15 protein-coding genes and 1 pseudogene are annotated in these 13,866 nt (G+C 67.8%); 10 read left to right on the forward strand and 6 right to left on the reverse strand.

Translation table 11 applies throughout. The features are described 5' to 3' along the window. Positions 1 to 8: 8 nt before the first annotated feature. Positions 9 to 521 (forward strand): G/U mismatch-specific DNA glycosylase, encoded by a 513-nt coding sequence (gene mug / locus CAG29_RS21410; RefSeq protein ID WP_085695109.1) that lies wholly within the window; start codon positions 9 to 11, stop codon positions 519 to 521. Here the strand turns inward: mug and CAG29_RS21415 are convergent. Next, entirely contained in the window at positions 509 to 748 is a 240-nt protein-coding gene (locus CAG29_RS21415; protein ID WP_085632956.1) for a hypothetical protein, read from the reverse strand. The genes mug and CAG29_RS21415 overlap by 13 nt on opposite strands. Positions 749 to 916: 168 nt before the next feature. On the opposite strand from CAG29_RS21415, the gene CAG29_RS21420 reads away from it, so the two are divergent. The 4 genes and pseudogenes from CAG29_RS21420 to CAG29_RS21435 form a co-directional block, all read left to right on the forward strand. Beyond that, positions 917 to 1,561: an ATPase gene (locus CAG29_RS21420; RefSeq protein WP_085585682.1), complete on the forward strand. Its 645-nt coding sequence runs from the start codon at positions 917 to 919 to the stop codon at positions 1,559 to 1,561. A gap of 91 nt (positions 1,562 to 1,652) precedes the next feature. Further along, the gene (locus CAG29_RS21425; RefSeq protein WP_085585684.1) at positions 1,653 to 1,994 is read left to right on the forward strand and encodes a hypothetical protein; all 342 of its coding nucleotides are present in this window, start codon (positions 1,653 to 1,655) and stop codon (positions 1,992 to 1,994) included. Between the two features lie 143 nt (positions 1,995 to 2,137). Beyond that, positions 2,138 to 2,527 carry a DUF1801 domain-containing protein gene (locus tag CAG29_RS21430; protein ID WP_085695110.1) on the forward strand — a complete coding sequence of 130 codons (390 nt, stop codon included), beginning with the start codon at positions 2,138 to 2,140 and terminating at the stop codon, positions 2,525 to 2,527. Positions 2,528 to 2,655: 128 nt separating this feature from the next. Further along, positions 2,656 to 2,970 (forward strand): annotated as a pseudogene (locus tag CAG29_RS21435) (tyrosine-protein phosphatase); the annotation flags it as partial. Positions 2,971 to 3,619: 649 nt separating this feature from the next. Here the strand turns inward: CAG29_RS21435 and CAG29_RS21445 are convergent. The 5 genes from CAG29_RS21445 to CAG29_RS21465 form a co-directional block, all read right to left on the reverse strand. After that, on the reverse strand, positions 3,620 to 5,083 hold the full coding sequence (locus tag CAG29_RS21445; protein ID WP_085695111.1) for a GDL motif peptide-associated radical SAM/SPASM maturase: 1,464 nt from the start codon (positions 5,081 to 5,083) through the stop codon (positions 3,620 to 3,622). A gap of 90 nt (positions 5,084 to 5,173) precedes the next feature. Continuing rightward, entirely contained in the window at positions 5,174 to 5,755 is a 582-nt protein-coding gene (locus tag CAG29_RS21450) for a DUF1842 domain-containing protein (RefSeq protein WP_085585690.1), read from the reverse strand. Positions 5,756 to 5,795: 40 nt separating this feature from the next. Then, positions 5,796 to 6,428 carry a DUF1842 domain-containing protein gene (locus CAG29_RS21455; RefSeq protein WP_085585692.1) on the reverse strand — a complete coding sequence of 211 codons (633 nt, stop codon included), beginning with the start codon at positions 6,426 to 6,428 and terminating at the stop codon, positions 5,796 to 5,798. Between the two features lie 34 nt (positions 6,429 to 6,462). After that, on the reverse strand, positions 6,463 to 6,651 hold the full coding sequence (locus CAG29_RS21460; RefSeq protein ID WP_085585694.1) for a DUF1843 domain-containing protein: 189 nt from the start codon (positions 6,649 to 6,651) through the stop codon (positions 6,463 to 6,465). A gap of 664 nt (positions 6,652 to 7,315) precedes the next feature. After that, a complete protein-coding gene (locus tag CAG29_RS21465) occupies positions 7,316 to 8,260 on the reverse strand; it encodes a LysR substrate-binding domain-containing protein (protein ID WP_085695112.1) in 945 nt (314 codons plus the stop codon). A 127-nt stretch (positions 8,261 to 8,387) separates the two neighbouring features. Between CAG29_RS21465 and CAG29_RS21470 the strand changes: the two genes are divergently transcribed. From CAG29_RS21470 to CAG29_RS21490, 5 genes are all read left to right on the forward strand, one after another. After that, entirely contained in the window at positions 8,388 to 9,317 is a 930-nt protein-coding gene (locus tag CAG29_RS21470; protein ID WP_085695113.1) for a LysR family transcriptional regulator, read from the forward strand. 116 nt (positions 9,318 to 9,433) lie between these two features. Continuing rightward, positions 9,434 to 11,062: a GMC family oxidoreductase gene (locus CAG29_RS21475; RefSeq protein WP_085695114.1), complete on the forward strand. Its 1,629-nt coding sequence runs from the start codon at positions 9,434 to 9,436 to the stop codon at positions 11,060 to 11,062. A gap of 44 nt (positions 11,063 to 11,106) precedes the next feature. After that, positions 11,107 to 12,564: an aldehyde dehydrogenase family protein gene (locus CAG29_RS21480; protein WP_085656438.1), complete on the forward strand. Its 1,458-nt coding sequence runs from the start codon at positions 11,107 to 11,109 to the stop codon at positions 12,562 to 12,564. Positions 12,565 to 12,569: 5 nt separating this feature from the next. After that, a complete protein-coding gene (locus CAG29_RS21485) occupies positions 12,570 to 13,604 on the forward strand; it encodes a catalase family peroxidase (RefSeq protein ID WP_085656437.1) in 1,035 nt (344 codons plus the stop codon). After that, complete coding sequence (locus tag CAG29_RS21490) at positions 13,601 to 13,828, forward strand: hypothetical protein (RefSeq protein WP_085585706.1); 228 nt, start codon at positions 13,601 to 13,603, stop codon at positions 13,826 to 13,828. Before CAG29_RS21485 ends, CAG29_RS21490 begins: the two co-directional genes overlap by 4 nt. Positions 13,829 to 13,866: the final 38 nt, after the last annotated feature.

The following is a 13,866-nucleotide window of genomic DNA, read 5'->3' on the forward strand; positions in this document are numbered from 1 at the left end:
GGGTGGCCATGGACGGGCTTGAGGACATTCTGGCGCCGGGGCTGTCCGTGGTGTTCTGCGGGATCAATCCCGGTTTGCTCGCTGCGGCCCAGGGGCACCATTTTGCGGGACGGGGCAACCGTTTCTGGCGCACCCTGCACCTGGCCGGGTTCACGCCCGACGAGCTGCGCCCGGAACAGGATCGCTCGATCTTGTTGCACGGCTGCGGGTTGACGGCGGTGGTGGAGCGGCCGACGGCGAGGGCGGATCAGTTGGCCGCCCATGAGTTCAGCGCGGCGGCAGCGGCGTTCGAGGGCAAGATCCTGCGCTACGCGCCGCGTGTCGTGGCGTTCCTGGGCAAGGCGGCCTACGCCGGGCTGACCGGCCAGAAGACGGTGGCGTGGGGGCTCCAGGCGCAGGCGTTCGGCAACGCGGCGGTGTGGATCCTGCCCAATCCCAGCGGACGCAACCGGGCGTTTTCACAGGATGAACTGGTGGCGGCTTATCGCCCGCTGCGCGAGGCGGTGGTTCAGCGGTCCTGAAGCCAGGTGTTCACCACTCGCCGGTCCAGCTCTTCCCAGTCCGCCATGCCCAGCACCCGCGTGGTGTTCAGCCCGCGCAGGTAGCCGCGCAGCTGATTGGCCACCGCCGTGACGCGCTCCGGTTCGGTCGCCTCGCCCAGGGCAGTCTCGTACTCCACCAGGTAGTCGGCCACGCGGTCGCGGAATTCGGGCAGGACGGTGTCGCGGATCAGGTCAAAGGTTCGCACTCGGGGTTTCCTCACGGGTTGTTCTGATTGTGGTCGCACGGCTGCCAGTCTGCACGGCGGGCAACTATTGCTTCAAGTAATAGTGACCATCAAGAAACGCAAGTTCTGCTTTGCGGCCGATGGGCGGAAAATCGCCTCCATCGAAACGCAGCTCAAGGAATTTGCGCGATGAAGACTCTGACCCGACTGGCTATGGTCGCCCTGATGATGGGCGGGGTGGCCGCGACCGCACCGGCCAACGCAGACGACGCCCGGTCGTGCCATTTTCTGCCCGTCGCCGCCAGTTCGGCAGGCTTGCAGCACTCCCAGACCGTTGGCGTGCTGTACAGCGAAAACACCCTGGAAAACCTGCAATACCTTGAGCGCTACCACGATGTGGCGGTGAACGGCGCCAAAGGTGCGCTGGATGCGCGGATCCGCGACGCCTTCGTCAGCAGCTCCGACCCGGAACTGGCCATCGATTGGCTGATGAGCTCGCTGCAACAGCAGTTTCTCTCGGTGACGGTCTACGACAGCCTCGATGCGCTGGTGCAGGCCCACCCGGACGTGGTGGTGATGCTCGACACCCACAACCGTCTGCTGACCCAACGCAACAGCCAGGTCGAGGCGCGTTTCGCCGCACGGTTCTACGACGCCGACCTGCAATACATCGGCAAGGCCGAAGGCGCCGTGGAAAAACAGATGCCGTCGGTGTGGGTGCATAACAAGGCGGCGCCGGAGATCGCCGCGCAGATCGCCCGGCAGCGCGACCTGCAACTGAACGCCCTGCGGCAGTTTGACGACTCGCTCAAGGCCCTGGTGGCCGCCGGCTGATCCGGGGCCCCGAAAAACACAACGGCAACGACGGCGCCCGTGACGCCAAACGTTGCCGACGAACCGAACCTTTGTTTTCAGGATGTGATCCATGCGTGCTTTTTTCTTCTCCGCTTTCGCCTTGGCCGTCGCGACGCTCGCCGGCTGCGCCAGCGCACCGAACGACCCGAGCCTGACCTTGCAGACCAGCAAGACACCCGCCGAGTACGCCGATTGCGTCGTGCCGAAACTGCAGGGCCGTGCGCTGAACCCGAGCGTGTCGCAGACCCAGCGCAGCTACCGCATCGTGGTGCCGAGCAAGGTCGCCGCCGACAACGTGCTGGAGGCCTACAAGTCCGGCAGCGGCGGCAAGGTGTTCGTCTACGAGCGCCACTTGCTGGCCTCCAACTTCACGCCGTCGAGTTTCGAACGCGCCGCCCAGGACTGCCTGTAACACGCAATACCCGCTTGCTCTGAACGCTCCTTTGGTTGGCCGCAACCAACCAAATTCCCTTGCCCCGCTCTGCGGGGCTTTTTTTTGCGCGCGCGGCCGGGCCGGCGTCTACAGTTCCCGGACGTCAACCGGAGAGGGCAGCCATGAACACGGAAAACACCCAATCAGCCTCCGCACTCATCGACCGAAGGATCGCCGAACTGGCCGACTGGCGCGGTGAAACGCTGGCGCATGTCCGCGCACTCATCCATCAGGCCGTGCCCGAGGTGGTGGAGGAATGGAAGTGGCGGGGCGTGCCGGTGTGGTCCTGCGGCGGCATCCTCTGCACCGGGGAAACCTACAAGTCTGCGGTCAAGCTGACCTTCGCCAAGGGCGCAGCGCTGGACGATCCCGCGGGGCTGTTCAACGCCAGCCTTGAGGGCAACACCCGGCGGGCCATCGATGTGCATGAGGGCGAGCGCCTGGACGAGGCGGCGTTCAAGGCGCTGATCCGGTCGGCCGCGGCCCTGAACGGTGCGAAGAAAAAGGCCTGAAGAACGGACGGATCGCGCAGGAACCGGACAGATCGCGCAGGGATTTGCGGCGGGCGGTGTTTTGTCATATTGAGCAACATTTGATTCCCGATAGTGGCCAGCCCAACGGTTTTCCATGAGGCTGCACTGTGTTCCGACGTCTTCTGTGTTCGCTGTCCGTTTTGAGCGTGTCCATCGCCACCGCCCAGGCCGCTGCCCTCGATACGCCTCGCCTGCAAGGCATCGACAACTTCCGCGACATCGCCGGCACCACCGACGCGTATGCCACGGCCCACGACGGCACGATGCGGGCCGGGGTGTTCTACCGCACCGCCGGCAAGGACCGCACCGTCTGGACCGCGGCGGTGCTGCGGAGCATCGCCGGGGTCGACAGCGCCACGATCATGAGCAAGCACCTGGCGACCAACGACTACACCGCCGCCCGGGTGGCGAAGACTGAAGCCTATGCCACAGGTATCCCGGGTGCTTGCAGGATCCAGCACACCACAGAACCTGTAGGAGCTTGCCTGCAAGCGATGAGGCCATCACAGCCGACATCTTCGGTGCCTGGCCCACCGCTATCGCCAGCAGCCCGTCTCCTACAGGCGCAAGCCTTTGCGCAACGCTGCCGGGCTCACGCCATAGGCTTGCTGAAAGTACTGGCAAAACCTGCCCATATTGCTGAAGCCCAACCGCAGCGCCACGTCGGTCCACCGACGGCGCGCCGCTCCGGGCCAGGATGTCGTGCGCATGCTCAAGCCGTACCCGGCGCTGATAGGCGACGACGGACATCCCCGCGAACCGTCGGAACCCGTCCTGCAAGGCGCGCAGGCTGACGTTGCTCAGCCGCGCCAATTCCGTGCCGCTGACCGGATCGTCGGGATGGGCCTGAAGGTAGTCGATGGGCCAGCCCGGTGCGGGCGACCCCCACCGATTCGGTGCGGTGGCTGAAGAGGATCTTGCCCGCCGTGGGCAGGACGAAAGTGATCTCATCGAACGGCTCCGCAAACGCCACCGGACAATCGCCCCGGTAATATGCGCCGGAAACAGCCCCGTGAACGGCGGCGCCGTCGCGACGGGCCCAATGCCTGCCGCGACGGCGTCGGGCGATCGTCAGCTCAACGTCCCCGGCGCGACCCCCAGCAACCCGGACAAGGTGTTGACGATGGCCTGCTGGCGGGCCCGGTCGGCCTGGTGCTGCGCTTCGGCGGCGGCCACGTCGGCGTCGCAGTGCGGGCATTGCGTCTCGTGGGCGTGGATGTATTGCAGGCAGTGCCTGCACAGCGCCAGTTGCTCGGGGATGCGGCCTTCCTCCGGGGATTTCTGCCCCTGGTTGAGCCAGGCCAGTTTGACCACTTGGCCGCTGTCGCTGACGCTGCTGACCCGCTCGCCGGTGTCGATGCGCTCGGTGATCAGGTCGAAGCGCCCGACGGCGAAGGACTGCGGCGCGGCGTCCTGCAGTTTGACGATGCGCTCGCGCAGCCCGCGCTTTTGCAGCTCCAGGGTGCGGTAATGGCAGTAGGGGTTGTTGCCGGGCTTGCCCAGCAGCGAGTGCGACGTCCAGGTGCAGCCGCCCCGGCAGACGTCGTTGTAGTAGCAGGTGCGGCAATGGCCCCACAGGTCGTCGACCGAGCGCAGCCGGCCGAAGTGGATGCCTTCGCTGTAGTGCCAGATGTCGTGCAGGCTCATGTCGCGCACGTTACCCCCGGAGAAGCCCACCGTCGCCAGGGACGGGCAGCCCTTGACCGTGCCGTCGGCCTCCAGCGCGAGCACGGTCTGGCCGGCGGCGCAGCCGCTCCAGTGCACGCGCTCGTCGCCGAAGCCGCGCCACAGATGTTCGTAAGGGCCGTAGTAGCCGATGTTGTTGCCGACGTTCATCAAAAGGCCGCGGTCCAGGCCTTCGCGGTAGAGGCGGGCGAGCAGCGGCATCACTTCCAGCAGTTGGTAGGGCTGCAGCAGCAGCTCCGGATGATCGACCGCGTTGCCCATGGCCACGGTCAGCTGGATCTGCCAGTGGGTGGCGCCCAGGCCGATGATGGTGTCCATCAGCTCGGGCAGGTCGGGCAGGGTGGCGGCGCCGATCTGGGTATTGACGCTCACCGCCAGCCCCGACGCTTTCGCCCGGCGCAGGGTGTCCACGGCCTTGTCGAACGAGCCGGGCACGTTGCGCACCGCGTCGTGCAGCGGCGCGAGGCCGTCGAGGGACACACCGACGCCATTGAGGCCGGCGTCCACCGCCGCCTGCATCTTGGCCGGCGTCAGGTTGCGGCCGCCGGTCTGGATGGCGCAGTACATGCCGTGGTCGCGGATGGCCTGGATCAGTTGCGTCCAGTCCTTGCGCAGGTAGGCTTCGCCGCCGATCAGGGTGACCTCGCGGGTGCCGAGGGCGGCCAGGGCGTCGATCACGTCCAGGCATTCGCGGGTGCTCAGCTCGCCGGTGCGCCGGTGGCCGGCGCGGGAGCCGCAATGCAGGCACTTGAGGTCGCAGGCCAGGGTGATTTCCCAGACCACGTGGACCGGCACGTAGCGTTTGAGGTCGGACTCGCTCAGGTAGCGGGCAGGGAGGGTGTCTGTCATGGCAGGTCCTTGCGCACGGTCGCGTGCGCGACACGGAGGGAGGGCGACAGAACCCGGCGGGGCCGTCGTGGCCCCGCCGGGGAGCGACGGTCAGCGCGCTTCCAGTCGGGCGATCTCCGCGTTCAGTTGCTCCAGGGCACTGCGCAGCGAGGCCTCGTGGGCCACTTGCTGTTCACCCTGCTGCACCACGGTCTTGAGTTGCGCCACGTCGCCGCCGGCCTGGGCATGCTGCACGGCCACGGCATACAGCGGGATGTGCGGATGCGGCACCGGCTTGACCTCGACGCTGGGCGCCTGATGCACCGCAACGTGCCTCACCACATTCCACTGGCCCTCGTACTCGTAGCGGTAATCGGCAAAGCCGCTGGCCCAGTCGTCGCCCAACAGGCCCTTGAGGTGGAACGTCTGGGCGATCTGGCTGAGCGGGCCGCTGGGGCTGCCGGCGAGGTCGAGGATGATGTGGTGCTCGGCCGAAGGCGCCAGCTTGAGCTGACTGTAGTTGCCCCAGACCCGGGCGTGGAAGTTGACCGGCGGCCAGGTGCTCTGAAAGACGCTGGCCACGCCGCTGACTTTCTTGGAGACGGTGTTGACGACAAGGTCCAGGGTCAGGACCGGTGCGCCCAGCAAATCGTTTCTGACGATGAGGCGGGTATGGAAAAGTCCGATCGACATGATGCTGCTCCCTAAAGTGAATGACGGTTCCGGTGGCCGATCAGCGGCTCAGCAGTTGGCTGAGTTCTTTCTTGGCGGATTCCAGCGCGATGCGCAGTTGCGGCAACTGCTCCAGTTGCTGCTTGCCGAGCTTGGCGAGGTTTTTCATCTGCGCCAGGTCGCCGGCGGCGATGGCGCTTTGGATCGGCGCGGCGTACAGCGGCATGATCGGGCGGTACGGCTCGATCACAGGGCCCGGCTCGAACGGCGGCAGCACATGGGACGGCACCGGTTGCAGGTGCGCCGGCACGTTGTTGACCTCAACCCACTGGGTGCCGTTGAGGTATTGGTAGTTGGCGACGCCTTCCTTCCAGTCGGTGCCGACCACCAGGTGCACCCTGAAATTGACGATGCTGTTTGAGCCCGGTCCGCCGTGGTTGCCCTGGGCGGTGATGAGGATTTTGCTGACCCCAGGCTTCATGACGGTCAGGTAGGTGTACTCGCCCCAGACATCGGAGTGCACGTCGAGCGGCGGGTTGGTCGCCTGGGTGACGGCGGCGGTGCCGGTGACTTCCTGCTGCGGCGTGGAGATCAGCAGGTTGAGCGCCAGGCTTTGCGCGCCGGGCTGGCCCGTGCCGATCCGGTAGCACACCGGGAACAGGCCGACGTTGTGTTGCGAAACAGAACCAGACATGGTGATTGCCTCCATTGCAATGCGGGTGATGGCCTTAGGGTCTTTCCAGACGGGACACTTCCTGGGCCAGTTTTTCGTACGCGGTTGTAAGCTCCTTGGCTTCAGGCTTCGTTGAATCGCGCTGCTTCAACAAACTCTTCATTTTCTGCAGGTCGCCGTCCGTGATCGCGCTCTGGATGGCGACCCCGTAAGGGGGAATGTTGTGAGACTTCGAGTCGCTCATGCCGAAGGTTTCCTTATGGGTGTGCACACTGTCCCCTGTCGTGCAGGGGGCCTTTCCTGGCGGTCAGGCCGAACGCCTGCACAAGAAAGGCTTCAGTGAGCTTTCCTGGCGGCGCGGGCCGGTCCGTCCGGATCCGATCAAAGGGCAGGGCGCGGGCGTGCGGGGCACGGCCGTCGCCTCAGGGGCAGGCGGCGTCAGCCGAAGCCGTCGGGGCTGGCCTGCGGGGCGGTCGCGAGGGGGTGTCGCAGCGACAAGGGGGTGGAACGCGCCTGTGCGTCGGTCATCTTTCTGTCCTTGATAGAAAGCCACGAACCACAGGGATCGCTCGAACGGTCCGCGAGCCTGCGCGTGCTTGCGCAGGCAAAAGAGACATCCCTGTTTTCCTTTCCAGTGCTGCTCCTGGCGTGCGTCCGGAGGACGGTGGCCGACGTGCTGGCATATCGCTGGCAACGCAACCCTAGATCCGATTCGGCGGGCCTGCCAGAAAAAGCGCCGAACGGTAGTGACCGGCGGGTCACGCTGTCTGGCCGACGGAGCCATCAGCGCCTGGGGAGGTGACTCAACCGGTTGATTCCCAAGAAAAAAGCCTCGCTGGCGCTGGCGGCCCGACCCCGTGGAACCAATCGAAATAACGCCGCCCCGATTCAGGCGTTTTGCGTTGCGCTCACACCGGCGGCAGGGCGCGCATCCCCCGCATCGGGTCGTCCAGCAGGCTGAACTGCTCGACCAGGAAATCGATCAGCTTGCGCAGCGACGGCAGCATGCCCTGACGGGTCGCGAACACCGCGTAGATCATTTCGGTGCGCGGCGTCCAGTCTGGCAGCACCACGGCCAGTTGCCCGCGTTCGATGAAGTCGTGCACCAGCGACATCGGCATCTGCGCCACGCCGATGCTGTCGATGGCCGCGCAGCGCAGCATCGGCAGGCCTTTGGTGATCAGTTGCGGGCGGTGCGCAAGGGTGAACTCCGCGCCGTCCTGGTGGAACAGCGTCCAGCTGTAGTCGCGCTGCGGGCTGCCGTGGTGGACGCTGGGGAAACGCGCCAGGTCCTGCGGCGCCTGAGGCTCGCCCAGGCGCGAGAGCAGCGCCGGGCTGGCCACCAGGCACTGCGGGCGCTGCGACAGCACCCGGCTGACCAGGTCCGAATCCTGAAGGGGCGGCGGGCGCACCCGCAGGGCCAGGTCGACGCCCTCGGCGACCACGTCCACCTGACGGTCGCAGGCGTCCAGGTGCACCTCCACCCGCGGGTGCTCGGCCATGAAACGGGTGATGAGGGCGCCGACGCATTCTTCCAGCAGCGTGGTCGGGCAGGTGACGCGCAGCACACCGCCGGGTTCGGCGTGGGTCAGGGCCACGGCGGCCTCGGCGGCTTCGGCTTCCTTGAGCATGGCGCGGCAACGGGCGTAGTAGGTCTGGCCCAGTTCCGTCACGGTGAAGTGGCGGCTGTTGCGGGTGATCAGGCGCACGCCCAGGCGTTCTTCCAGCAGCGCGATGCGCCGGCTCAGGTTGGACTTGGGAATGCCCAGGGCCCGCGCCGTCGGGGCAAAGCCGCCGTGGTCCACCACCATTACGAAATACTGCAGGTCATTGAGGTCCAGCACGGGGGACATTCGCTTGGCCGAGGGACGCCCACTATACAAGCGCAAAGGTCCGCCGTGTGGGACGCAGCGGACCGTTTTTCGCCTCTGGCGGGCGTGCCGGTCGAACCGCAGGATGGGCGGCTTTTGGAGGCCGGCCTTGAACAAACTCAACGAGATGCAAGCGTTCGTCACCGTGGCGGACACCGGCAGCATGTCCGAAGCCGCCCGGCAACTGGGGGCCGCCAAGTCCATGGTCAGCCAACGCATGGCGCAGTTGGAGAAGCGCCTGGGCAGCACGCTGCTTGAACGCGGGCGCCAGGCCCGGCTGACCGAGTCCGGCGAGGTGTTCTACCGCTATTGCCAACGGATCCTGGCCGAAGTCGATGAGGCCGAAGAGGCGGTGCAGGCGTTCGGCGCCAGCGTCAGCGGCACCTTGCGGCTGGCGGCACCGATGGCCTTCAGCGTGCGCTACCTGGCCCCGGTGCTGGCGGACTTCGCGGCGCGCTATCCGCAGTTGCGGCTGGACGTCGAGGTCGACGACCGTCGGGTCAACCTGCACGAAGAACGCTACGACGCGGCGATCCGCATCGGCGAACTGCCGGACTCCTCGCTGGTGGCCAAGACCATCACCGCCAACCGCCACATCATCTGCGCCAGCCCCGCGTACCTGGCCGCCCATGGCACACCGCAGACCCCGCAGGAATTGGCCCGGCATTTCGCGATCCACTACGTGAACCGCGAGCCCCACGGCACGTGGACGCTGCCGGTGAACGCTGGGCTGGAGTCGTTCCGGGTGCGCGGCCGGATGCGCACCAACAGCGGCCATCAACTGATGGCGGCGGCCAGGGCGGGGCTGGGCCTGACCATCCTGCCGACCTTTCTCGCCGCGCCCGACATCGTCTCCGGCGAACTGGTGGAAGTGCTGGCGCCCCATGCGCCGCGCGGGGGCAGCATCTCGATGGTGTACCGAAGGTCCCAACGGGCGTCGCCCAAGCTGCTAGCCCTGGCCGACTTCCTCGGCGAGCGGCTCGGTAACCCGCCGCCGTGGGAACGGATGCTGGCGGACCACGCCGCCGCCCGCCGCTGAACCGTTCGGAAAAAGCGAAACCGCGATTCGTTTTTCTGCGGCTTATGGGCCTGTCGGGCCTTCCCTAAGCTGGCGGGCGACAGGCGCGCTTCGACGCCTGACAGGGAAGAAACGCAATGAACGATACCCTTGATAATCCTGCCCGCCGCACCGTGCTGGCCGGTGGCGTCGTGGCGGCGGCCACGCTGGCGGCGGGCGGCCTGGCCCAGGCGCTGGAGTCCGCCGACAACACCAAGGCCGGTGCGCGGGCGCCGGTCGATGTGATCATCGTCGGCGCCGGTTCGGCCGGCGCGGTGCTGGCCCGGCGCCTGAGCGAAAACGGCCAGCGGCGGGTGCTGTTGCTGGAGGCGGGGCACAGCTATGCGCCGGACCGTTATCCCGCGACCGTGGCCAGCAGCGACATCGTCGGCGCAAACGGCAACCGCGAGTTCGAGTGGGGCTACACGGCCCGGCCGGGTTATGTCGGGCACCCCATCGGCGCCCTGCGCGGCAAGGTGCTGGGCGGCAGCTCGGCGATCAACGGCGCGGTGGCGATCCGCGCCCGCCGCGAGGATTTCCGGCGCTGGAACCTGCCGGGCTGGAGCTTTGAAGAGCTGCTGCCGGCGTTCAAGAAACTGGAGCGCCACAGCGGCGGCGCCAGCGCGATCCACGGCCATGACGGGCCGTTGCCGGTGCGCCAACTGTCCACCGCGGACGTCACGCCGATGCAGAAGGCGTTCATCTACGCCACGGTCGCCAACGGCTACCGGATGGTCGACGACTTCGACGGCGCCCAGGCCAACGGCGTCGGCCCGTACCCGATGAACATCGTCGACGGCGTGCGGGTCAACACCGGCATGGCTTACCTCACCGACGAGGTGCGGGCCCGCAAAAACCTGCAGATCCGCGCCGACAGCCTGGTGGACAAAGTGCTGTTCGAGGGGACGCGGGCGACCGGCGTGCAACTGGCCAACGGTGAGCGCCTGCCGGCGGGTGAAGTGATCCTGTCGGCGGGCACCTACGGCAGCGCGGCGATCCTGCTGCGCTCCGGCATCGGCCCCGGCGACGACCTGCGCGCCCTGCAGATCCCCCAGGTGGCCGAGCTGCCGGTGGGGCAGCGGCTGGTGGATCATCCGTTCTACTACAACGCCTACGCCGCCAAACCGGACCTGATCGGCCGCCAGTCGCCGGCCATCGGCGCCAAGCTGTGGACCCACAGCCGCAGCGCCGCACCCGGCGAGTTGGATCTGCACATCACCGCCACCCACCTGTTTCCCCATGAGCAGAGCCCGACCCAGGTCGGCTTCGTGCTCGCGGTGGCCCTGACCCGGCCGCTGTCGCGGGGCCGGCTGAAGCTGGCCAGCCGCGATCCGTTCGCCGCGCCGGACATCGATCTGAACTTCCTCGCCGAGCCCGCCGACCGCCGGCGCCTGCTGGACGGCATCCGCCTGGCGCGGCGGATCGGCGCCACCGCGCCGCTGGCCGGGATGATCCATGCCGAGCTGAACCCGGGACCGGGCAACGATTCCGACGAGGCCCTGCTGACCAGCGCCCGCGCCACCCTCGACACCTATCACCACCCGACCTCCACCGCGCCCATGGGACGGCCGGGGGACGCCCATGCCGTGGTCGACCTGCAAGCGCGGGTGATCGGCACGCAAGGGCTGCGGGTGGTCGATGCGTCGATCTTCCCTGACGTGCCTTCGGTCGCCACCAACGTGACCGTGATCGCCACCGCCGAACACATCGCGGGCCTCTACGCCTGACCCCAAGAAGCTATCCCAAGAAGCTATCCCAAGGAACTTTACCCATGAACAACACCCCGGTCTTGAACTGGATCGACGGCCTTTGGCTGGACTCCGGCGTACACCACGACTCCTTCGACCCGGCCACCGGCGAACGTATCGGCCACTACGCCGAAGGCGGCCTGGCCGAAGCGCAATTGGGCATCGCGGCGGCCCGCCGGACGTTCCGTGACACCCCGTGGAAGGACGACCGCGCCTGGCGCGCCCGTGCCTTGCTGGAACTGGCGGACGCCTTCGAGCGCCACGCCGAAGCGCTCATCGACACGTTGGCGCTGGAGAACGGCAAGATCCGTCCCGAGGCTGGCTTCGAGGTCGCCATGGTGCCGTCCAAGCTGCGCTACTACGCGGGCCTGGCCCGCACCGAATACGGCCGCGCCGCCGAGCCGAAGCCAGGGCGGATCTCGCTGGTGCTGCGCCAGGCGGTGGGCGTGGCGGGGATCATCGTGCCGTGGAACTCGCCGGTGGTGCTGATGATCCGCTCGCTCGCCCCGGCGCTGGCCGCCGGTTGCACTGCCGTGGTCAAGATGCCGGGGCAGACCGCGCAGACCAACGCGCTGGTGGCGAAGATCCTCAGCGAAGCGCCGTCGTTGCCCCGTGGCGCGGTGAACCTGTTCAGCGAGCAGGGCGCGGCCGGTTCGATCCACCTGGTGGAGTCGCCCGACGTGCCGGTGATCAGCTTCACCGGCAGCACCGGTACCGGCCGGGCCATCTCCGCCGCCGGGGCGCAGCACCTCAAGCGCTTCGGCCTGGAACTGGGCGGCAAGACGCCGATGCTGGTGTTCGACGATGCCGACCTTGAGACCGTCGTGCCGGTGCTGGTCAAGGCCCTGACCGTGTTCGCCGGGCAGTTCTGCATGACCGGCTCGCGCCTGCTGGTGCAGCGGGACATCGCCACGGCGCTGACCGAGCGCCTGGCCGAACGCCTGAGTGCGGTGCGGGTCGGGCCGTCGGCGGATCCGGCCAGCGACATGGGGCCGTTGATCGACAAGGCCAACGTGCAGCGGGTCGACCGGGCGGTGGAGGAAGCCATCGCCGCCGGGGCGCAGGTGATCGTGCGCGGTGGCCCGGTCACCGACGGACCGCTGGCCCGGGGCGCGTTCTATCGCCCGACGCTGCTGCGGGTCAGCGACCCGGACCTGGCCATCGTCCGGCAGGAGACCTTCGGCCCGGTGCTGACCTTGCAGGTGTTCGACAGCGAGGCCGAGGCCGTCGAACTGGCCAACCGCAGCGAGTTCGGCCTGGCGGCCAGTGTCTGGACGCGGGATGGCGACCGCTCCCTGCGGGTGGCCCGTGAACTGGAGGCCGGCACCGTGTGGGTCAACGACTGGGCGGTGGTCTACGACGAGTTCGAGGAGGGCGGCTTCAAGCAGTCGGGGCAGGGGCGGCTGAACGGTGTGGCGGCGCTGGACGATTTCGTCGAGTACAAGCACATCGCCCTCAACCCTGGCCGGGGTGAGGCGTGAGCCCGATGCGAGCGACCCGACCCGTTGTTGTCGCGCTGCTGGCGGGGGCGCTGGCCGCGTCCCCGACCTTCGCCGCCGACCTGTCCCCGTCCACCACAAGGAGCGCTTCCGTGCCTGAGGACACACTCTATGACGCCTTGCTCGATGCGCTGCAGGCGACCTTCGGCCACCATCCCGGCTTTCGCGCGACCCACGCCAAAGGTGTGCTGGTGACCGGCACTTTCGTCGCCTCGGCGGCTGCGGCAGGCCTGAGCCGCGCTGAACATTGGCAGGGCCAGGCAGTGCCGGTGGTGCTGCGGTTCTCCAACTTCAGCGGCGTGCCGGCGACGGCGGACGGCGATCCGCTGGCCAGCCCGCGCGGGTTGGCGGTGCGCTTCAGCCTTTCAGACGGGACGTTCACGGACATCGTGACCCACTCGTTCGACGGCTTCCCGGTGGCCACGCCCGAAGACTTCCTGGGGTTCTTGCAGGGCATCGCCGCCAACGTCGCCGCCCCGGCGGATCCGGCACCGCTGCAAGCCTTTCTGGCGGGCCGCCCGAGGGCCCGGCAGTTTCTGGAGGCGCCTAAGCCTGCACCGTCGAGTTTCGTCGGCATCGACTACTTCGGCGTCAACGCGCTGGTGTTCAGCGACCGTCAGGGCAAGGAGCAGGCCGTTCGTTACCGCATCGAACCGCTGGCGCCGGAACCGACCTTGAGCGAGGCCGAAGCCGCCGCAAGACCGGCGGACTACTTGCAGGAGGAACTGGCGGCGCGGCTGGCCAAGGGGCCGGTGACGCTGCGCCTGATCGCGCAATTGGCGGCGCCGGGGGATGCCGTGGCCGACGGTTCGCTGCCCTGGCCCAGGAACCGCCGTGAGGTCGAGCTGGGCCGTTTCACCCTCGATGCGCTGCTGCCCGCCGGCGAGCAGCAAGCGGCCCAGCAGCGTCTGGACTTCAGCCCCGGGCGCTTGACGGACGGCATTGCGGCCAGCGCCGATCCGATGATCGTGGCGCGCGACCGGATCTACCGGCGCGCCGTGCTGCGCCGGCAGCAGCCATGAGCGTGGAGGCGGTGCGCTGGAAGCAATGGCTGCTGTCGTGGCTGATCGTGTGGCCGCTGTCGGTGTCCATGCCCTGGGCGCTGGCGGCGGTCTTGGAGATGGGGGATCTGCGGGTGCCGGAGTGGCTGTTCAAGGCCCTCGTCGCCGGGCTGATTTCCTTCAACATGGTCTATTGGCTGGTGCCCCGCAGCCACCGGTTGATGGCCCGCTGGCTACTGCGCTAGGCGCGGCGCCTGCCCGTTCCCGGCGGGAGCGGGCAGGC

Origin of the sequence: Pseudomonas sp. B7(2017) (genome assembly GCF_002112745.1) — a bacterium.
Taxonomy (GTDB): domain Bacteria; phylum Pseudomonadota; class Gammaproteobacteria; order Pseudomonadales; family Pseudomonadaceae; genus Aquipseudomonas; species Aquipseudomonas ekonensis.